The following is a 16,140-nucleotide window of genomic DNA, read 5'->3' on the forward strand; positions in this document are numbered from 1 at the left end:
CTTCACGGGGTGTACTCCGTTGCCGTGCAGCTCAGTTCGGCCCACACCGTCTTCCGCGGAAAGCGCCCCTCCACGACACCCCACCGGTGCGCCAGCGCCTCGACGAGCAGCAGGCCGCGCCCCGACTCCGCGTCCGGGGCGGGCGTCCGCGGGCAGGGGAGCCGCTCGCCCCGGGTGTCGGTGACCTCGATGCGCAGGAAGTCGCCGACGACGTACAGCGTGAGCCGGAAGTCGCGCCCGGGGACGCGTCCGTGTTCCGCCGCGTTGGCCGCCAGCTCGGCCACGAGCTGGCGTGCGGGGTCCTGGGGCAGGCCCCAGCTCCGGAGCTGCTCGGCCGCGAGCAGACGGGCGAGACGCGCCCCGCGCGGCGTGGGGGAGAGCTGCACGCTGAAGTTGCGTACGGGCGTCGTGAGTTCGGCGGATTTCTGGTTCACGTCACTCAGCGTGGTGGTGCGTGCGTACGGTGAGAAGTGACTCAGCGGGTACGTACAGTCACTGTCCGCTGGTTGTCCACCGCTGTCGGGGCTGTCGGGGCGGGGCGTACGGGTAGGGCGCTGAGGGCGACACGGCCAGTACGACGAAGGGGCGCGGGATGACGGTCGAGACGGGCGAGCAGGGCGAGACGGGCTGGGAGGTGGACCCCGACGACGAGTGGGGCGTCGCCGTCATCGCCACGGTGGGGCGCCAGCTGAAGCTCCGTCGCGAGGCGGTGGGGATGCGGGCCGCCGACTTCGGGGAGGCGGTCGGGTACGGGGAGGACCTCGTCTACAAGGTCGAGGGCGGCAAGCGGATTCCCCGGCAGGAGTACCTGGACAGGGCGGACGCGGTGCTGGACGCGGGTGGGTTGATCGCGGCGGCGTGGGAGGACGTGAAGAAGGTCCGGTATCCGAAGAAGATCCGGGAGCTGGGGAGGCTGGAGGCCAACGCGGTTGAGATCGGTGTGTACGAGTGCAACATCGTCGCGGGGCTGCTGCAGACGCCGGAGCATGCGCGCGTTCTGATGGAGGCGCGGCAGCCGCCGTACTCCCCGGATGACGTGGAGCGCATGGTGGCCGCTCGGTTGGCGCGGCAGTCCGTCTTCGAACGCGACCCCGCGCCGTCGATGCACTTCGTGCTGGAAGAGGCGCCGCTGCGACGGGAGGTTGGAGGCACAATGGTGTGGCGGCGACAGCTCGAACGCCTGCTGGAGGTAGGGCGGTTGCACCACGTAACGCTCCAAGTCATGCCGACGAACACGGACGCCCACCCCGGGCTGGACGGCAGGATCGAGTTGTTGAAGTTCCAGGACGGTGCAGTGGTCGCACGCTCCGACGGAGCGTTCAATGGACGGCCGATCACTGACCCGAAACAACTGCGAATCGTCGAGCTGCGGTATAGCACGATCCGAGCACAGGCGCTCTCGCCTCGAGAGTCGCTGGCCTTCATCGAACAACTGCTGGGAGAAACATGATCCGCGAGGCCGAACTGGCGTGGTTCAAGAGCAGCTACAGCGGCGGCACGGACGGCGAATCATGCGTCGAGATCGCGAAGGCCCCCGGCACGATCCACGTCCGCGACTCGAAGTGCGCCGAGGGCGGCCCGCACCTGGCACTCGCTCCTGCCGCTTGGGCGACCTTCCTGCCGTCAGCACGACTGCTGGGCGAGAAGTGACCCGCATGACCGAACTGGTCTGGTTCAAGAGCAGCTACAGCGGCGGCAACGACGGCAACTCCTGCGTCGAGATCGCGAAGACCCCCGGCACGATCCACGTCCGCGACTCCAAGCACGTGGAAGCGGGCCCCCGCCTGGCGCTCACCCCGACCGCCTGGGCGACCTTCCTGCCGTACGCGTCGCAGGACTGACCGCGGACGGTGCGACCTCCTGCGTCCCGACGACCGCCAGCAGCTCCAGCAGCCCGGCGCTCTCCGTCCCCACCGCCGGTGTGAACCAGAGCAGCCGCTGACGCCCGTCCTCGCTGAACAGGTTGAGGCAGTTGACCTCGATCAGGCCCAGCGTGGGGTGGTTGAGCCGTTTGCGGTCGTCGCGCCGGAAGGCGACGTCGTGGTCGGCCCACAGCGCGGCGAACTCGGGTGAGACGTCGAGCAGCGTACGGATCATGGAGCCGGCCTCCGGATCCCGCGCGTCCCTGCGCGCGGCGGCGGCCCGCAGGTCGGCGACGAAGGCGCGGGACTGGCTCTCGTGGTCGGCCTCGGGATACAGCTCCCGCGCCGCGGGCTCGGTGAACCAGCGGTGCACGAAGCTGGCCCTTGGCCCCCGCAGCCCGGACTGGTCCCCGAGCAGCGCCACGGCCAGCGGATTCTGTACGAGGGTGACGTGCAGGTCGGTGATCACCTGGGCCGGGGTCGAGGTCATCCGGCCGAGCAGGTCGAGCATGCCGGGGTGGATGTGCGAGGCGGCCCCGCCCTGCACGGGCACCGGCCGGTCGGCGAGCCGGTAGAGGTAGTCCCGCTCGTCGGCGGAGAGCCGCAGCGCCCGCGCCAGCGCGGCGATCATCTGCTCCGACGGCTGAGACCCGGCACCCCGCTCCAGCTCGTTGTAGTAGTCCACCGAAGCCCCGGCGAGCTGGGCGACCTCCTCGCGGCGCAGCCCGGGGACCCGGCGGCGCGGCCCGGAGGACAGCCCCACGTCGGCCGGCCGGATGCGTTCACGCCGGGACCGGAGGAAGGCTCCCAGCTCGGTGTGGTTCACGGCGCCCATGCACCCATTCTGCGCCCGGCCGGGTCGCCCACCCAGGGGATGACATCCCCTGGTTGCGTGGGCCGGGGCGGCGCAGGGTGAAGACATGACCGACATGACAACGAGCACACAGCCCACCCGGCACGACCCGGCCCCCGGCCCCCGGGTCGCCGTCGTCACCGGAGGCTCCCGCGGCATCGGCCGGGCCGTCTCCCATAAGCTCGCACGGGACGGCCTGGCGGTCGTCGTGAACTACGCACGCGACGCGGCGTCCGCCGAGGAGACGGTCGCGGCGATCACCGCGGCCGGCGGCCGGGCGGTCGCCGTACAGGCCGACGTGGCGGACGAGAAGGAGGTCGCCGCGCTGTTCGACCGGGCGGAGCGGGAGTACGGCGGGGTGGACGTGGTGGTGAACGCCGCCGGCCGGATGACCCTGTCGACCGTCGCCGACCTGGGCCTGGCGGCCCTCGACGCCATGCACCGCACCAACATCCGCGGCACCTTCGTCGTCGCCCAGCAGGCCGCCCGGCGGCTGCGCGCGGGCGGCTCGCTGGTGACCTTCTCGACCTCCGTGGTCGGCACGCAGTTCCCCGAGTACGGGGCGTACGTGGCGAGCAAGGCGGCGGTGGAGGGGGTGACGCTGATCCTGGCGCGGGAACTGCGCGGCCGGGACGTCACCGTGAACACGGTCGCGCCCGGCCCGACGGCGACCGATCTCTTCCTGGACGGCAAGACCCCCGAGCAGATCGACCGCCTCGCGAAGATCCCCCCGCTGGAGCGGCTGGGCAGCCCCGAGGACATCGCCGAGGTGGTGGCCTTCCTGGGCAGCCCGGCGGGTCACTGGGTGAACGGTCAGGTCCTGCGCGCCAACGGAGGGCTGGTCTGACATGCCCTTCGCCGAGTTCAAGGTCCCCGCGGGCACCCTCACCGCGGCCGACAAGAAGAAGCTGATCGAGCGCACCACGGACCTCTACGCGGAGATATACGGGGAACGCGCCCGCCCCACCACCGTCGTCCTCGTCGAGGAGGTCCCGGACGGCGGCTGGGGCGTCGCCGGGAACGTCCTCACGGCGGCGATGCTGGGCACGGGCACGGGCACGGACGTTGGGGGCGGCGGCGGGGCGTGACGGCCGGGGAGGGCTTCGTCTCATACCGTGGCCAGGTGCTGGCCAGGACGTTTACCTGCACGTAACACTGACCCGGAACGGTGCCACCGATACCAGAGAGGTCCACGTGACGACGACGCGACCCGACACGAAGACCACGCTTGCCCGCCTCCTCACGGAGATCGAGCACCGCAACCCGGCCCAGCCCGAGTTCCACCAGGCGGCCCGCGAGGTCCTGGAGACGCTCGCGCCGGTACTCGAGGCACGCCCCGAGTACGCCGAGCCGGGGCTGGTGGAGCGGCTGGTGGAGCCGGAGCGCCAGATCGTCTTCCGGGTCCCGTGGCAGGACGACAGGGGCCGGGTGCACGTGAACCGGGGCTTCCGCGTCGAGTTCAACAGCGCGCTGGGCCCGTACAAGGGCGGCCTGCGCTTCCACCCCTCGGTGAACCTGGGCGTCATCAAGTTCCTGGGCTTCGAGCAGATCTTCAAGAACGCCCTGACCGGCCTGGGCATCGGCGGTGGCAAGGGCGGCAGCGACTTCGACCCGCGCGGGCGCAGTGACGCTGAGGTCATGCGCTTCTGCCAGTCGTTCATGACCGAGCTGTACCGGCACATCGGCGAGCACACCGACGTGCCGGCCGGCGACATCGGCGTGGGCGGCCGCGAGATCGGCTACCTCTTCGGCCAGTACCGCCGCATCACCAACCGCTGGGAGGCCGGCGTCCTCACCGGCAAGGGCGCGGGCTGGGGCGGCTCCCTGATCCGTCCGGAGGCGACCGGCTACGGCAACGTCCTCTTCGCGGCGGCGATGCTGCGCGAGCGCGGCGAGGACCTGGAGGGCCAGACGACCGTGGTGTCCGGCTCGGGCAACGTCGCGATCTACACCATCGAGAAGCTGACCGCCCTGGGCGCGAACCCGGTCACCTGCTCGGACTCGTCCGGCTACGTGGTCGACGAGAAGGGCATCGACGTGGACCTGCTCAAGCAGGTCAAGGAGGTCGAACGCGGCCGCGTCGACACGTACGCCGAACGCCGCGGCGCCTCCGCCCGCTTCGTCCCCGGCGGCAGCGTCTGGGAGGTCCCGGCGGACGTCGCCCTCCCGTCGGCCACGCAGAACGAACTCGGCGCCGAGGGCGCGACGGCTCTGATCCGCAACGGCGTGAAGGCGGTCTCCGAGGGCGCCAACATGCCGACCACCCCGGACGCCGTCCACCTCCTCCAGTCCGCCGGCGTCGCCTTCGGCCCCGGCAAGGCGGCCAACGCCGGCGGTGTCGCGGTCAGCGCCCTGGAGATGGCCCAGAACCACGCCCGCACGTCCTGGCCGGCGGCCCGCGTCGAGGACGAACTCGCGGACATCATGACCAACATCCACACCACCTGCCACGAGACCGCCACCCGCTACGGAGCCCCGGGCGACTACGTCACCGGCGCCAACATCGCGGGCTTCGAGAGGGTGGCGGACGCGATGCTGGCGCAGGGCGTGGTCTGAGAAATCACCCACCCCGCCCGACGGGGACCGGGTTCAGTGGTCGGAGTAGCTGAAGTCACCCACGGTCCAGGCACTGACGTCCTCGATCGCCACGCGGTACATACCGCCCGTTTCCGGGATTCCCATGGTGCCCTGGAGGATCCGGGCGACATGGAAGTGCAGGTGCGTGGGTGGCCCGGCCTTCTCCGCTTGACCGTCGAAGACGGCGGAGAAGTCGCCCAGGTCGGCTGAGTCCGTCAGCACTTCCGACACCCGCCGCCTCCAGACCCTCTCGGGGGCCAGGCGGCCGGTGATGACGGCACCGTGGGTGACCACGGTCAGGGACATCTGGCTGCTCTGCCCGGACTCCACGAGGGCGGCGATGTCGATGAGCAGCTCGTCAGGCTTCTGCATGAGAACGGATTTTATCCGCCGGTCCGGCCGGGCGGACCATTCGGTGGTATCAGCGGGCAGGACGAGCACTCCCGGCCGTGTCCGCGGCGGTCCCGGCATCGCGGCGCCGCAGCTCGTCGTTGATGCGCTGGGCCTCTTCGAGCTGGTCTTCCAGGATGATGATGCGGCAAGCCGCCTCGATGGGAGTTCCCTGGTCAACCATCTCGCGGGCGCGAGCGGCGATACGCAGCTGGTAGCGGGAGTAGCGACGGTGGCCGCCCTCGGAGCGCAGGGGCGTGATCAGCCGGGCTTCGCCGAGGGCCCGCAGGAAGGCGGGCGTGGTGCCGAGCATCTCGGCCGCCCGTCCCATGGTGTACGCGGGGTAGTCGTCGTCGTCGAGTCGGTCGAGCGGTGTGTCTGCGGTCATCTGCACCTCTGTTGGCGGAATGCGTCGAGGGGCCTTGGTGCCGTACGGCACCAAGGCCCCGAGGGATTTGTAACACCATCTGCCGGCTTACTGCACTGCCGGCCTTCTGTTTCCGCTCCGGCCCTCGTCGAGGGGCGGGCGGACAAGGGATCGCGGATGCGTGACCGTGGGACCACCTTCCGTTCCGGGGCCTGCGGTACCCGGTGAGAACGTTCTCGCCCGGGCGATCCTGATGGCGTCCTCCTCCTTCTCTCTGTCGTACCTCTCGGTGTTACCGGTCCTGCGTGCTTCTCACATGCGGGCAGTTCGTCTCTGCCGCGCCTCACTGACTTCTTGGCTACACGAGGAGACTAACCCCAGGTGCTGCCGCATGTCTACAGCGGTCACGACAGATTTTGCTCCAAACGGGGGGGCGATTATCTGACGCGAGCGCCGTCCGGCGACATCTGCCGCTCCTCCCGGCCACTCGAACGGTGGGACGATGGCGGCACGGATCATCGAACGACGAACGGGGAGGCCGGTTACGTCATGGCCCGTTACACGGAGGCACTGACCGTCGAGCGAGGCGGGTTCCGGATCAAGGTGCCGGAGTCCTGGTGGGAGTTCGACGTCCGCCCGGAGTCCCGGGACGACTCGATCCGCCGCATGGTCGACGACCGCGTCCGCAGGCACCCGGAGCTGGCCCCCTCCCGCTCCGCGTACGTCACCTTCCTCCAGAAGGCGGCCTCGGACGCGTGGAAGTCGGGCGCCCTGTACTGCGGCTGCATGGCGGAGAGCTTCGGCGGCGACACCCCGATCACGGGCTCGGTGACGGTGTCGTTGGTAGGTGGCCGCACGTCGTCCGGCGACCCCCTCCCCACCGACCCGGCCGCCATAGCCTCGCAACTCGCCGTCAAGGAACCGAAGAAGCCCGGCGACTCCTGGCGCAAGGTCACCACGGTCGACATCCCCGGCGTGGGCCCCGCCGCCCGCACCCAGGGCGTGGAGGACATCCCGGTCCCGGACGACGCCCTGAACCGCACGGTCCGCGCGGTCCTCATGCAGACGTACATCCCGGTCCCCGGCCAGGAGGGCAAGGTCGCCCTGGTGGCGGGCAGCAGCCAGGTCCTCGACCTGGCGGACTCCTTCTTCGACATCTTCGACGCGATCACGTCTTCGTTCCGGTTCGCGGACTGACCCCTCACCCCATGAGTCAGCGATGGTCGACGCGCACGGAGACCGTGCTGCGCAGAGCGGGCTGGCGCCCGGGCCGCGCGGTGCCGACGGTCACCTGGGAGTCGGTCCTGCGCGAGCGCGGCGGCTTCGCACCTCACGAGGCCGCGCGCCGGTTCCTCGCCGAGTTCGGCGGCCTGGTGACGTACGGCTGGCCGGCCGACACGATCGCCACCTCGTCGGCCATCAGCTTCGACCCTCTGACGGCCGAGTGGCAGGACGAACGCTTCGCGAGGGCGAGCCGCGAAGCGGGCGCGCCCCTCTACCCCGTGGGCACGGCGGACGAAGGCGCCACACTCCTGGGCCTCGGCGAGGACGGGTCACTCCACCTGCTGCGCGACCGGGCGGAGTTCCTTTCCACGACCACGGACCAGGCTTTGGACCGCCTGGTGGACATGCAGGCCACCGCGTCCGCGCTCTGGAAGCCGAGCGGAGGCGCAGCGGACGACCACGCCTTCTGGCGGCGCGTGGACACGGTGGACCCCGCCCCGGACACCACGTCGCCCCGCTGGCCGGCGGAGACGGACCGGGTGCTGCGGGCGGCCGGCTGGTCTCCCGGCAGAGCCGTCCCCACGGACACCTGGGAGAGCCTCCTGCTGGAGACCGGCGGTTTCGAACTCCACGACGCCGCTCGCCGCTTCCTGGCGGAATTCGGCGCACTGCGAGTCCCGCACCGCGAGCCATGGGACGAGATGCCGTGGAGGGAGTTCTCCCTGGACCCCTTGCTGGCCTTCTGGGACACGGAGATCATCGAAGACCTGTCCGACCGGGCGGGTGCGGCCCTCTACCCCATCGGCATGCACGGCCGCCGCAACTCGCACCTGACCATGGCCGAGGACGGTGCGGTGTACGAGGGCATGGACGACGTCTGGCTGCTGGCCGCCTCCCCGGACCAGGCGATGGAGCGCATCACCAGGAGGAACCGGCCGACGACCGTGCGAAAGGGCCCGAGCGCACCGTGACAGCCGAACCGAACTGGGAAACGGGCGAGGGCCTACTCGGCATCGACGACCCCGCCGAATGGGACGCGGCATTCGAAAGAGGAGAGCGAAGCCTCGGCACCGCGGCGATCGGGTTGGCCTTCAACTGCCCACTGCAGGAGGCATCGCCGCGGATCATCCGCGCCATGAAGTTGCCGGATGCAGCCCAGCGCGGCTTCGCCTACACCGCAGCGGGCACCGCGGCCCGGCTCAACGGCGAGTTGACGCCAGAGTTGTACGCCGCGCTGCGGGCGGCGGGCCCCGGCCGCGGAGGCATCGCCGGGTACGCCATCGCCGACACCATGACCTTCGTGCCGTTCCGACGACTGCCCCTCTGGCTCAAGAGACGGACAATCGCTTCGTATTTAGCGGGCAAATGGGATACCTGGCGATTCACGGAATGAGTACATGACTGACATAAGTGCGGAACTGAACCGGCTGTCCGAACTCGATGAACTCTCCGGACCGGAGGTGGCAGCCGTGCTCGATGCCGGGGGCTGGACGGGTGAGCGCCGGAATCCTGCGAAGGAATGGGCGACGGCCTGGCGACGCGGCGACGCCCGGGTGTGGATCCAGGGAGACGGGCCCGCGGTACAGGTGGAGTTCACGGTCTGGCACCGCGACGTCGATGACGAACGACCTGACCCTGACACCTATTTTGACGACCTCTACGACGCGGCTTCCGCGAGGCTTCCTGGTCTCGTGGCGCAATTGAAGTCAGGACACCTCGGAGCCAGACTGGAGAGCTCCGACGAGGACCTGACGAATGGCGCGGACTACATCGAGCATTCTGCGTGGCGGGTCGCGGACAAGGTCGTCCTGGCCGGCGCCAAGCACGACGACACCGATGTTCCAGTCCAACTTGTCGTGGTGGTACGCGACTATGCCGCTGACGCGGAGGACGACGGCGGAGAGTGGCCGTAGCGGAGCCTCGCCTCTAGGGCGCTGGACAAACCCGGCGGGGACCAACATTTCTTTTTCCAGAACTGACAGAGAAGGTTCGCGTAGTGAATGAGAAAGTCGAATCCCGCTTGCGGAATGCCGGCCTCGAGGTGCTGGGAATGTATGAGGGACAGGGTGGGCCGACAGTCCCGGAGGTCTTCCGTAGCGTGGTGCACCTCGATGCCGAGCCTGTCGAGCGCATCCGTCGGGGCGAGGCCGACGCGAGCAGGGTCGTGGACCAGCGATGGAAAGCGCGTGCGATGGCCGGGGGGATCGTGGCCGGGGACGGTTCATTTCTGGCCGCCGCCGGTATGGAGTTGGGATGGGTCCAGGTGAGGCTGACCGAGCGCACGTCGGTCTCGGCCACCGAGGACCAGCCGGGTGAGCTTCTCTTCATCGCCAGGTCACTGCGTGGTCACCGCGCCCTCGCCGTCGGCGCTGAGGGAAGTGAGTACTGGCTCCTGGAGGCCGAGTTTCCGGAGGTTGCCTGATTTTGGTCGACTGTGTGGACCCGCACCGGTCGTCCAAGCCCAAGCAGGGCACGGGCCAGGTGAGACAGGGGCGCAGACCTCGAGGCCCGGCTCGTCCGGTCGGAGCACCGTTCGGTCACGCCGCTCCCGACCCGTGGGCGTCTGACCGACGAGGCAGGTCGGCCGCCCGTGAGGTGTACCCCCCGCCGCTGTGGGGTACAGTCACCCGCTTCGATTGGCCAGCGCAACCCCCCGTATGGCAGACTAGCGGGGTTGCTCGGTCGAGTGCCGATGCTGCGCGCCTCCCGCCGGGAGGACCGGAAGCGAGTCCCACAGTACTCGTCGTCCCTGTTCAGGGGCGGACGTACGGGAATCTTCCGGGAAGTGTCAGCGGGGTACCGGCCAGGCACCCGGTGGGCTTCTCGCCCCCGGTCCGCGGTTCCGGAAGGGCCCGCACCTCCCAGGGCAGGGATGTTCGAACAAGGGACATCTGTGTCAGCGAGAGTGCGACACGCCCGACCGCGTGGGTCGGAGGCGGGGCGTGGAGACACAAGGGCAGCCGGGTCCAGAGCGTTACGAGAGACAGGACTACTGAGTAGCCATGGCGGGACAGAAGATCCGCATCCGGCTCAAGGCCTACGACCACGAGGTCATCGACTCCTCGGCGAAGAAGATCGTCGAGACGGTGACGCGTACTGGTGCGTCGGTCGCGGGCCCGGTGCCGCTGCCCACTGAGAAGAACGTGTACTGCGTCATCAAGTCGCCGCACAAGTACAAGGACTCGCGCGAGCACTTCGAGATGCGCACGCACAAGCGCCTCATCGACATCCTCGACCCGACCCCCAAGACCGTTGACTCTCTGATGCGACTCGACCTCCCGGCCGGTGTCGACATCGAGATCAAGCTCTGAGGGCGGTGATCTGAAGATGACCAAGCAGATCAAGGGCATCCTGGGCGAGAAGCTCGGCATGACGCAGGTGTGGGACGAGAACAACCGTGTTGTTCCGGTCACCGTCGTCAAGGCCGGCCCCAACGTCGTCACCCAGGTCCGCACGAACGACGTCGACGGCTACGAGTCGGTCCAGATCGCCTTCGGCGAGATCGACCCGCGCAAGGTGAACAAGCCCCTCAAGGGCCACTTCGCCAAGGCCGACGTCACCCCCCGTCGCCACCTCGTCGAGATCCGTACCGCTGGTGCCAGCGACTACACCCTCGGCCAGGAGATCACCGCTGAGGCCTTCGAGTCCGGCGTGAAGGTCGACGTCACCGCGAAGAGCAAGGGCAAGGGCTTCGCCGGCGTCATGAAGCGCCACAACTTCAAGGGTGGCAAGGCGTCGCACGGTGCCCACCGTGTGCACCGCATGCCCGGATCCATCGGTGGCTGTGCCACCCCCGGCCGTGTCTTCAAGGGCATGCGCATGGCGGGCCGCATGGGCAACGAGCGGGTCACCACCCAGAACCTGACCGTCCACGCCGTTGACGCGGAGAAGGGTCTGCTGCTCATCAAGGGCGCCATTCCCGGTCCGAACGGCGGCCTCGTCCTGGTCCGCACCGCGGCCAAGGGGGCCTGAGGTAACCGATGAGCACTGTTGACATCCTTTCGCCTGCAGGCGAGAAGACCGGAAGCGTCGAGCTCCCCGCGGAGATCTTCGGCGTGGAGAAGATCAGCATCCCGCTGATCCACCAGGTCGTCGTCGCGCAGAACGCCGCTGCCCGCCAGGGCACGCACAAGACCAAGCGTCGCGGCGAGGTCCGTGGTGGCGGCAAGAAGCCGTACCGCCAGAAGGGCACCGGCCGCGCCCGCCAGGGTTCGACCCGTGCGCCGCAGTTCGCCGGCGGTGGCGTCGTCCACGGCCCGCAGCCGCGTGACTACTCGCAGCGGACCCCGAAGAAGATGAAGGCCGCGGCCCTGCGCCACGCCCTCACCGACCGGGCCCGCCACAACCGCATCCACGTCGTCACCGGCGTCATCGAGGGCGACAACCCGTCCACGAAGGCCGCCCGGACGCTGTTCGGCAAGATCTCGGAGCGCAAGAACCTGCTCCTGGTCGTCGACCGCGCCGACGAGGCCGCGTGGCTGTCCGCCCGCAACCTGCCCCAGATCCACATCCTGGAGCCGGGCCAGCTGAACACGTACGACGTTCTCGTCTCGGACGACGTGGTCTTCACCCAGGCCGCCTTCGAGTCCTTCGTGTCCGGCGCGCCTGCCGGTCAGGCCACTGCCACCGAAGGGAGCGAAGCCTGATGGCTACGCGTCACCCGAGCATCGCCCCCAAGGCGGCCAAGGCCGCCAAGGCCGCGCGCGTCGCCAAGGCGCGTCGCCACGAGGCCGAGGGCAAGAACACCGTCGTGACCCCCGCCAGCAAGGCGTTCACGGACCCCCGTGACGTGCTGCTGAAGCCGGTCGTGTCGGAGAAGAGCTACGCGCTCCTCGACGAGAACAAGTACACGTTCATCGTCGCGCCGGGCTCCAACAAGACCCAGATCAAGGAAGCCGTCCAGGCGGTCTTCTCGGTCAAGGTCACCGGGGTCAACACGATCAACCGCCAGGGCAAGCGCAAGCGCACCCGCACGGGCTTCGGCAAGCGTGCCGACAGCAAGCGCGCGATCGTGACCCTTGCCGAGGGCGACCGTATCGACATCTTCGGCGGTCCGACCGCGTAAGCGGGTCGGATCGTCCGATATCGGACGAGGACTGAGAAATGGGAATCCGCAAGTACAAGCCGACTACGCCGGGCCGTCGTGGCTCCAGCGTCGCCGACTTCGTCGAGGTCACGCGGTCCACGCCGGAGAAGTCGCTGGTCCGCCCGCTGCACAGCAAGGGCGGCCGTAACAACGCCGGTCGTGTGACCGTTCGCCACCAGGGTGGCGGACACAAGCGCGCCTACCGTGTGATCGACTTCCGTCGGCACGACAAGGACGGCGTGCCGGCGAAGGTCGCGCACATCGAGTACGACCCCAACCGCACCGCGCGCATCGCGCTGCTGCACTACGCCGACGGCGAGAAGCGCTACATCCTCGCCCCGCGCAACCTGCAGCAGGGTGACCGCGTCGAGAACGGTCCCGGGGCCGACATCAAGCCGGGCAACAACCTGGCGCTCCGCAACATCCCGGTCGGTACCACGATCCACGCGATCGAGCTCCGTCCCGGTGGCGGTGCCAAGTTCGCCCGTTCCGCCGGTGCCTCCGTGCAGCTGCTCGCGAAGGAGGGCCAGATGGCCCACCTGCGCATGCCGTCCGGAGAGATCCGCCTGGTCGACGTGCGCTGCCGCGCCACCGTCGGCGAGGTCGGCAACGCCGAGCAGTCGAACATCAACTGGGGCAAGGCGGGCCGTAAGCGGTGGCTGGGCGTTCGCCCGACCGTCCGTGGTGTGGTCATGAACCCGGTGGACCACCCGCACGGTGGTGGTGAGGGCCGGACCTCCGGTGGTCGTCACCCCGTGTCCCCGTGGGGCAAGAAGGAAGGCCGTACTCGTTCGCCCAAGAAGGCGTCGAACAAGTACATCGTCCGCCGCCGCAAGACGAACAAGAAGCGCTAAGGACGGGTTGAGATGCCTCGTAGCTTGAAGAAGGGACCCTTCGTCGACGACCACCTGATCAAGAAGGTGGACACGCAGAACGAAGCCGGTTCCAAGAACGTCATCAAGACCTGGTCCCGTCGCTCGATGATCGTCCCGGCGATGCTCGGCCACACGATCGCGGTGCACAACGGCAAGACCCACATCCCGGTGTTTGTCACCGAGTCCATGGTCGGCCACAAGCTCGGCGAGTTCTCGCCGACGCGCACCTTCCGGGGTCACGTCAAGGACGACCGGAAGTCGAAGCGCCGCTAGTCAGCGGGGTGTGAATGATCATGACAAACACTGAAGGGACAACCATGGAAGCCAGGGCCCAGGCGCGGTACATCCGCGTCACGCCCATGAAGGCCCGCCGCGTGGTGGACCTCATCCGTGGCATGGATGCCACGGAGGCTCAGGCGGTCCTGCGTTTCGCCCCGCAGGCCGCGAGCGTGCCGGTCGGCAAGGTGCTGGACAGCGCCATCGCCAACGCCGCGCACAACTACGACCACACCGACGCCGACAGCCTCTTCATCTCCGAGGCCTACGTCGACGAGGGCCCGACCCTGAAGCGGTTCCGGCCGCGCGCCCAGGGCCGTGCCTACCGGATCCGCAAGCGGACCAGCCACATCACCGTGGTCGTCAGCAGCAAGGAAGGAACCCGGTAATGGGCCAGAAGGTAAACCCGCACGGGTTCCGGCTCGGTGTCACGACCGACTTCAAGTCGCGTTGGTACGCCGACAAGCTGTACAAGGACTACGTCAAGGAAGACGTCGCCATCCGTCGGATGATGACGTCCGGCATGGAGCGCGCCGGCATCTCGAAGGTGGAGATCGAGCGCACCCGTGACCGCGTGCGTGTGGACATCCACACCGCTCGTCCCGGCATCGTCATCGGCCGCCGTGGCGCCGAGGCCGACCGCATCCGCGGTGACCTGGAGAAGCTGACCGGCAAGCAGGTCCAGCTGAACATCCTCGAGGTCAAGAGCCCCGAGACGGACGCTCAGCTGGTGGCCCAGGCCGTCGCCGAGCAGCTGTCCTCCCGCGTCTCCTTCCGTCGCGCCATGCGCAAGAGCATGCAGGGCACGATGAAGGCCGGCGCCAAGGGCATCAAGATCCAGTGCGGTGGCCGCCTCGGTGGCGCCGAGATGTCCCGCTCGGAGTTCTACCGCGAGGGCCGTGTGCCCCTGCACACGCTCCGCGCGAACGTGGACTACGGCTTCTTCGAGGCCAAGACGACCTTCGGCCGCATCGGCGTGAAGGTCTGGATCTACAAGGGCGACGTCAAGAACATCGCCGAGGTCCGCGCCGAGAACGCGGCCGCCCGCGCCGGTAACCGTCCGGCCCGTGGCGGCAGCGACCGCCCGGCCCGCGGTGGCCGCGGTGGCGAGCGTCGTGGGCGCAAGCCGCAGCAGCAGTCGGCTCCGGCCGCCGAGGCTCCCAAGGCCGACGCGCCCGCCGCTGCCGCTCCGGCTGAGAGCACCGGAACGGAGGCCTGACCGAAATGCTGATCCCCCGTAGGGTCAAGCACCGCAAGCAGCACCACCCGAAGCGCCGTGGCATGGCCAAGGGCGGTACGCAGGTTGCGTTCGGCGAGTACGGCATCCAGGCCCTCACGCCCGCGTACGTGACCAACCGCCAGATCGAGGCGGCCCGTATCGCGATGACCCGCCACATCAAGCGTGGCGGCAAGGTCTGGATCAACATCTACCCGGACCGCCCGCTCACGAAGAAGCCGGCCGAGACCCGCATGGGTTCCGGTAAGGGTTCCCCGGAGTGGTGGATCGCGAACGTGCACCCGGGCCGGGTCATGTTCGAGCTGTCCTACCCCAACGAGAAGATCGCCCGTGAGGCGCTGACCCGTGCGGCCCACAAGCTGCCGATGAAGTGCCGGATCGTCAAGCGCGAGGCAGGTGAAGCGTGATGTCGGCCGGTACCAAGGCGTCCGAGCTGCGCGAACTGGGTGACGAGGAGCTTCTGGCGAAGCTCCGCGAAGCCAAGGAAGAGCTGTTCAACCTCCGCTTCCAGGCGGCGACGGGCCAGCTCGAGAACCACGGTCGGCTCAAGGCCGTCCGCAAGGACATCGCGCGGATCTACACCCTGATGCGTGAGCGCGAGCTGGGCATCGAGACGGTGGAGAGCGCCTGATGAGCGAGAGCAACGTGACTGAAGAGACGAAGGCCGCCCGCGGCTTCCGCAAGACCCGTCAGGGTCTGGTCGTCAGCGACAAGATGGACAAGACCGTCGTCGTCGCCGTCGAGGACCGCGTGACCCACGCGCTGTACGGCAAGGTCATCCGTCGTACCAGCAAGCTCAAGGCTCACGACGAGCAGAACGCCGCGGGTGTCGGCGACCGCGTCCTCCTCATGGAGACCCGGCCGCTGTCCGCGACGAAGCGCTGGCGCGTCGTCGAGGTCCTCGAGAAGGCCAAGTAATTCCTGCGGGCAAACCCGCAGGTCAGTTCCGCCAGGCTCGGCAGGGGCTCCACCTCCTTGGTGAGGGGGCCCCTGCCGGGAACCGGCAGACAATCAGGAGATAGACGTGATCCAGCAGGAGTCGCGACTGCGCGTCGCCGACAACACTGGTGCGAAGGAAATCCTTTGCATCCGTGTACTCGGTGGCTCCGGTCGCCGCTACGCGGGCATCGGTGACGTCATCGTCGCCACCGTCAAGGACGCGATCCCCGGCGGCAACGTGAAGAAGGGTGACGTCATCAAGGCCGTCATCGTTCGCACCGTCAAGGAGCGCCGCCGTCCGGACGGCTCGTACATCCGCTTCGACGAGAACGCCGCCGTCATTCTGAAGAACGACGGCGACCCCCGCGGCACCCGTATCTTCGGCCCGGTGGGCCGTGAGCTGCGCGAGAAGAAGTTCATGAAGATCATCTCCCTCGCGCCGGAGGTGCTGTGA

At 68.8% G+C, this 16,140-nt stretch carries 27 protein-coding genes; 23 read left to right on the forward strand and 4 right to left on the reverse strand.

The window, feature by feature from the left end; all coding sequences use genetic code 11:
• Positions 1–2: 2 nt before the first annotated feature.
• Complete coding sequence (locus OIE75_RS22550) at positions 3–434, reverse strand: ATP-binding protein (protein WP_329471971.1); 432 nt, start codon at positions 432–434, stop codon at positions 3–5.
• Positions 435–592: 158 nt separating this feature from the next.
• On the opposite strand from OIE75_RS22550, the gene OIE75_RS22555 reads away from it, so the two are divergent.
• The 3 genes from OIE75_RS22555 to OIE75_RS22565 are packed head-to-tail and all read left to right on the forward strand — an operon-like array spanning position 593 to position 1,841.
• Entirely contained in the window at positions 593–1,450 is an 858-nt protein-coding gene (locus tag OIE75_RS22555; RefSeq protein ID WP_307014567.1) for a helix-turn-helix domain-containing protein, read from the forward strand.
• Positions 1,447–1,650: a DUF397 domain-containing protein gene (locus tag OIE75_RS22560; protein ID WP_307014568.1), complete on the forward strand. Its 204-nt coding sequence runs from the start codon at positions 1,447–1,449 to the stop codon at positions 1,648–1,650. The genes OIE75_RS22555 and OIE75_RS22560 overlap by 4 nt, the downstream gene beginning before the upstream one ends.
• Positions 1,651–1,655: 5 nt before the next feature.
• The gene (locus tag OIE75_RS22565) at positions 1,656–1,841 is read left to right on the forward strand and encodes a DUF397 domain-containing protein (protein WP_329471972.1); all 186 of its coding nucleotides are present in this window, start codon (positions 1,656–1,658) and stop codon (positions 1,839–1,841) included.
• Here OIE75_RS22565 and OIE75_RS22570 read toward each other — a convergent pair.
• The gene (locus OIE75_RS22570; protein WP_443078450.1) at positions 1,792–2,688 is read right to left on the reverse strand and encodes a helix-turn-helix transcriptional regulator; all 897 of its coding nucleotides are present in this window, start codon (positions 2,686–2,688) and stop codon (positions 1,792–1,794) included. The two genes, OIE75_RS22565 and OIE75_RS22570, sit on opposite strands and share 50 nt — an antisense overlap.
• 103 nt (positions 2,689–2,791) lie before the next feature.
• Between OIE75_RS22570 and OIE75_RS22575 the strand changes: the two genes are divergently transcribed.
• From OIE75_RS22575 to gdhA, 3 genes are all read left to right on the forward strand, one after another.
• Positions 2,792–3,562, forward strand: coding sequence for an SDR family oxidoreductase (locus OIE75_RS22575; protein ID WP_329474034.1), 771 nt, complete (start codon positions 2,792–2,794; stop codon positions 3,560–3,562).
• 1 nt (position 3,563) lies between these two features.
• Positions 3,564–3,803 carry a 4-oxalocrotonate tautomerase family protein gene (locus OIE75_RS22580; protein ID WP_329471974.1) on the forward strand — a complete coding sequence of 80 codons (240 nt, stop codon included), beginning with the start codon at positions 3,564–3,566 and terminating at the stop codon, positions 3,801–3,803.
• A 106-nt stretch (positions 3,804–3,909) separates the two neighbouring features.
• A complete protein-coding gene (gene gdhA / locus OIE75_RS22585; RefSeq protein ID WP_307014574.1) occupies positions 3,910–5,271 on the forward strand; it encodes an NADP-specific glutamate dehydrogenase in 1,362 nt (453 codons plus the stop codon).
• Positions 5,272–5,304: 33 nt separating this feature from the next.
• Here gdhA and OIE75_RS22590 read toward each other — a convergent pair whose 3' ends face one another.
• A complete protein-coding gene (locus OIE75_RS22590; RefSeq protein WP_307014575.1) occupies positions 5,305–5,664 on the reverse strand; it encodes a hypothetical protein in 360 nt (119 codons plus the stop codon).
• A 49-nt stretch (positions 5,665–5,713) separates the two neighbouring features.
• A complete protein-coding gene (locus OIE75_RS22595) occupies positions 5,714–6,070 on the reverse strand; it encodes a MerR family transcriptional regulator (RefSeq protein ID WP_307014578.1) in 357 nt (118 codons plus the stop codon).
• A gap of 528 nt (positions 6,071–6,598) precedes the next feature.
• Here OIE75_RS22595 and OIE75_RS22600 point away from each other — a divergent pair.
• The 17 genes from OIE75_RS22600 (at position 6,599) to rplN (ending at position 16,140) form a co-directional block, all read left to right on the forward strand.
• Positions 6,599–7,246, forward strand: coding sequence for a hypothetical protein (locus OIE75_RS22600; protein WP_307014579.1), 648 nt, complete (start codon positions 6,599–6,601; stop codon positions 7,244–7,246).
• Between the two features lie 11 nt (positions 7,247–7,257).
• The gene (locus OIE75_RS22605; protein WP_329471975.1) at positions 7,258–8,244 is read left to right on the forward strand and encodes an SUKH-3 domain-containing protein; all 987 of its coding nucleotides are present in this window, start codon (positions 7,258–7,260) and stop codon (positions 8,242–8,244) included.
• Complete coding sequence (locus OIE75_RS22610) at positions 8,241–8,666, forward strand: hypothetical protein (protein ID WP_329471976.1); 426 nt, start codon at positions 8,241–8,243, stop codon at positions 8,664–8,666. The genes OIE75_RS22605 and OIE75_RS22610 overlap by 4 nt, the downstream gene beginning before the upstream one ends.
• Positions 8,667–8,670: 4 nt before the next feature.
• A complete protein-coding gene (locus tag OIE75_RS22615) occupies positions 8,671–9,186 on the forward strand; it encodes a hypothetical protein (protein WP_329471977.1) in 516 nt (171 codons plus the stop codon).
• Positions 9,187–9,269: 83 nt separating this feature from the next.
• Positions 9,270–9,695: a hypothetical protein gene (locus OIE75_RS22620; RefSeq protein WP_329471978.1), complete on the forward strand. Its 426-nt coding sequence runs from the start codon at positions 9,270–9,272 to the stop codon at positions 9,693–9,695.
• 580 nt (positions 9,696–10,275) lie between these two features.
• On the forward strand, positions 10,276–10,584 hold the full coding sequence (gene rpsJ, locus OIE75_RS22625; protein WP_003948644.1) for a 30S ribosomal protein S10: 309 nt from the start codon (positions 10,276–10,278) through the stop codon (positions 10,582–10,584).
• A gap of 16 nt (positions 10,585–10,600) precedes the next feature.
• Positions 10,601–11,245 carry a 50S ribosomal protein L3 gene (gene rplC / locus OIE75_RS22630; protein WP_064729355.1) on the forward strand — a complete coding sequence of 215 codons (645 nt, stop codon included), beginning with the start codon at positions 10,601–10,603 and terminating at the stop codon, positions 11,243–11,245.
• 8 nt (positions 11,246–11,253) lie between these two features.
• On the forward strand, positions 11,254–11,919 hold the full coding sequence (gene rplD / locus OIE75_RS22635; RefSeq protein ID WP_307014585.1) for a 50S ribosomal protein L4: 666 nt from the start codon (positions 11,254–11,256) through the stop codon (positions 11,917–11,919).
• Complete coding sequence (gene rplW, locus OIE75_RS22640) at positions 11,919–12,338, forward strand: 50S ribosomal protein L23 (protein WP_122615758.1); 420 nt, start codon at positions 11,919–11,921, stop codon at positions 12,336–12,338. The genes rplD and rplW overlap by 1 nt, the downstream gene beginning before the upstream one ends.
• A gap of 38 nt (positions 12,339–12,376) precedes the next feature.
• Positions 12,377–13,213 (forward strand): 50S ribosomal protein L2, encoded by an 837-nt coding sequence (gene rplB, locus OIE75_RS22645; protein WP_019329639.1) that lies wholly within the window; start codon positions 12,377–12,379, stop codon positions 13,211–13,213.
• Between the two features lie 12 nt (positions 13,214–13,225).
• Positions 13,226–13,507 carry a 30S ribosomal protein S19 gene (gene rpsS / locus OIE75_RS22650; protein WP_055418366.1) on the forward strand — a complete coding sequence of 94 codons (282 nt, stop codon included), beginning with the start codon at positions 13,226–13,228 and terminating at the stop codon, positions 13,505–13,507.
• 44 nt (positions 13,508–13,551) lie between these two features.
• A complete protein-coding gene (gene rplV / locus OIE75_RS22655; RefSeq protein WP_003974262.1) occupies positions 13,552–13,899 on the forward strand; it encodes a 50S ribosomal protein L22 in 348 nt (115 codons plus the stop codon).
• Positions 13,899–14,729, forward strand: a complete 831-nt coding sequence (gene rpsC / locus OIE75_RS22660) for a 30S ribosomal protein S3 (RefSeq protein ID WP_122615759.1) — start codon at positions 13,899–13,901, stop codon at positions 14,727–14,729. Before rplV ends, rpsC begins: the two co-directional genes overlap by 1 nt.
• A gap of 5 nt (positions 14,730–14,734) precedes the next feature.
• A complete protein-coding gene (rplP, locus tag OIE75_RS22665; RefSeq protein ID WP_003974260.1) occupies positions 14,735–15,154 on the forward strand; it encodes a 50S ribosomal protein L16 in 420 nt (139 codons plus the stop codon).
• On the forward strand, positions 15,154–15,378 hold the full coding sequence (rpmC, locus tag OIE75_RS22670) for a 50S ribosomal protein L29 (protein ID WP_003998824.1): 225 nt from the start codon (positions 15,154–15,156) through the stop codon (positions 15,376–15,378). Before rplP ends, rpmC begins: the two co-directional genes overlap by 1 nt.
• Positions 15,378–15,665: a 30S ribosomal protein S17 gene (rpsQ, locus tag OIE75_RS22675; RefSeq protein WP_122615760.1), complete on the forward strand. Its 288-nt coding sequence runs from the start codon at positions 15,378–15,380 to the stop codon at positions 15,663–15,665. The genes rpmC and rpsQ overlap by 1 nt, the downstream gene beginning before the upstream one ends.
• A gap of 106 nt (positions 15,666–15,771) precedes the next feature.
• On the forward strand, positions 15,772–16,140 hold the full coding sequence (gene rplN / locus OIE75_RS22680) for a 50S ribosomal protein L14 (RefSeq protein ID WP_003992364.1): 369 nt from the start codon (positions 15,772–15,774) through the stop codon (positions 16,138–16,140).

It is taken from the genome of Streptomyces sp. NBC_01723, assembly GCF_036246005.1.
Lineage (GTDB): Bacteria > Actinomycetota > Actinomycetes > Streptomycetales > Streptomycetaceae > Streptomyces.

Excerpts from the sequence above, each read along its gene's own strand:
- OIE75_RS22555 (WP_307014567.1), top strand. The coding sequence starts at position 593 with ATGACGGTCGAGACGGGCGAGCAGGGCGAGACGGGCTGGGAGGTGGAC.
- OIE75_RS22560 (WP_307014568.1), top strand. The coding sequence starts at position 1,447 with ATGATCCGCGAGGCCGAACTGGCGTGGTTCAAGAGCAGCTACAGCGGC.
- OIE75_RS22565 (WP_329471972.1), top strand. The coding sequence starts at position 1,656 with ATGACCGAACTGGTCTGGTTCAAGAGCAGCTACAGCGGCGGCAACGAC.
- OIE75_RS22575 (WP_329474034.1), top strand. The coding sequence starts at position 2,792 with ATGACAACGAGCACACAGCCCACCCGGCACGACCCGGCCCCCGGCCCC.
- OIE75_RS22580 (WP_329471974.1), top strand. The coding sequence starts at position 3,564 with ATGCCCTTCGCCGAGTTCAAGGTCCCCGCGGGCACCCTCACCGCGGCC.
- OIE75_RS22590 (WP_307014575.1), bottom strand. The coding sequence starts at position 5,664 with ATGCAGAAGCCTGACGAGCTGCTCATCGACATCGCCGCCCTCGTGGAG.
- OIE75_RS22595 (WP_307014578.1), bottom strand. The coding sequence starts at position 6,070 with ATGACCGCAGACACACCGCTCGACCGACTCGACGACGACGACTACCCC.
- OIE75_RS22600 (WP_307014579.1), top strand. The coding sequence starts at position 6,599 with ATGGCCCGTTACACGGAGGCACTGACCGTCGAGCGAGGCGGGTTCCGG.
- OIE75_RS22605 (WP_329471975.1), top strand. The coding sequence starts at position 7,258 with ATGAGTCAGCGATGGTCGACGCGCACGGAGACCGTGCTGCGCAGAGCG.
- OIE75_RS22615 (WP_329471977.1), top strand. The coding sequence starts at position 8,671 with ATGACTGACATAAGTGCGGAACTGAACCGGCTGTCCGAACTCGATGAA.
- rpsJ (WP_003948644.1), top strand. The coding sequence starts at position 10,276 with ATGGCGGGACAGAAGATCCGCATCCGGCTCAAGGCCTACGACCACGAG.
- rplC (WP_064729355.1), top strand. The coding sequence starts at position 10,601 with ATGACCAAGCAGATCAAGGGCATCCTGGGCGAGAAGCTCGGCATGACG.
- rplD (WP_307014585.1), top strand. The coding sequence starts at position 11,254 with ATGAGCACTGTTGACATCCTTTCGCCTGCAGGCGAGAAGACCGGAAGC.
- rplW (WP_122615758.1), top strand. The coding sequence starts at position 11,919 with ATGGCTACGCGTCACCCGAGCATCGCCCCCAAGGCGGCCAAGGCCGCC.
- rplB (WP_019329639.1), top strand. The coding sequence starts at position 12,377 with ATGGGAATCCGCAAGTACAAGCCGACTACGCCGGGCCGTCGTGGCTCC.
- rpsS (WP_055418366.1), top strand. The coding sequence starts at position 13,226 with ATGCCTCGTAGCTTGAAGAAGGGACCCTTCGTCGACGACCACCTGATC.
- rplV (WP_003974262.1), top strand. The coding sequence starts at position 13,552 with ATGGAAGCCAGGGCCCAGGCGCGGTACATCCGCGTCACGCCCATGAAG.
- rpsC (WP_122615759.1), top strand. The coding sequence starts at position 13,899 with ATGGGCCAGAAGGTAAACCCGCACGGGTTCCGGCTCGGTGTCACGACC.
- rplP (WP_003974260.1), top strand. The coding sequence starts at position 14,735 with ATGCTGATCCCCCGTAGGGTCAAGCACCGCAAGCAGCACCACCCGAAG.
- rpmC (WP_003998824.1), top strand. The coding sequence starts at position 15,154 with ATGTCGGCCGGTACCAAGGCGTCCGAGCTGCGCGAACTGGGTGACGAG.
- rpsQ (WP_122615760.1), top strand. The coding sequence starts at position 15,378 with ATGAGCGAGAGCAACGTGACTGAAGAGACGAAGGCCGCCCGCGGCTTC.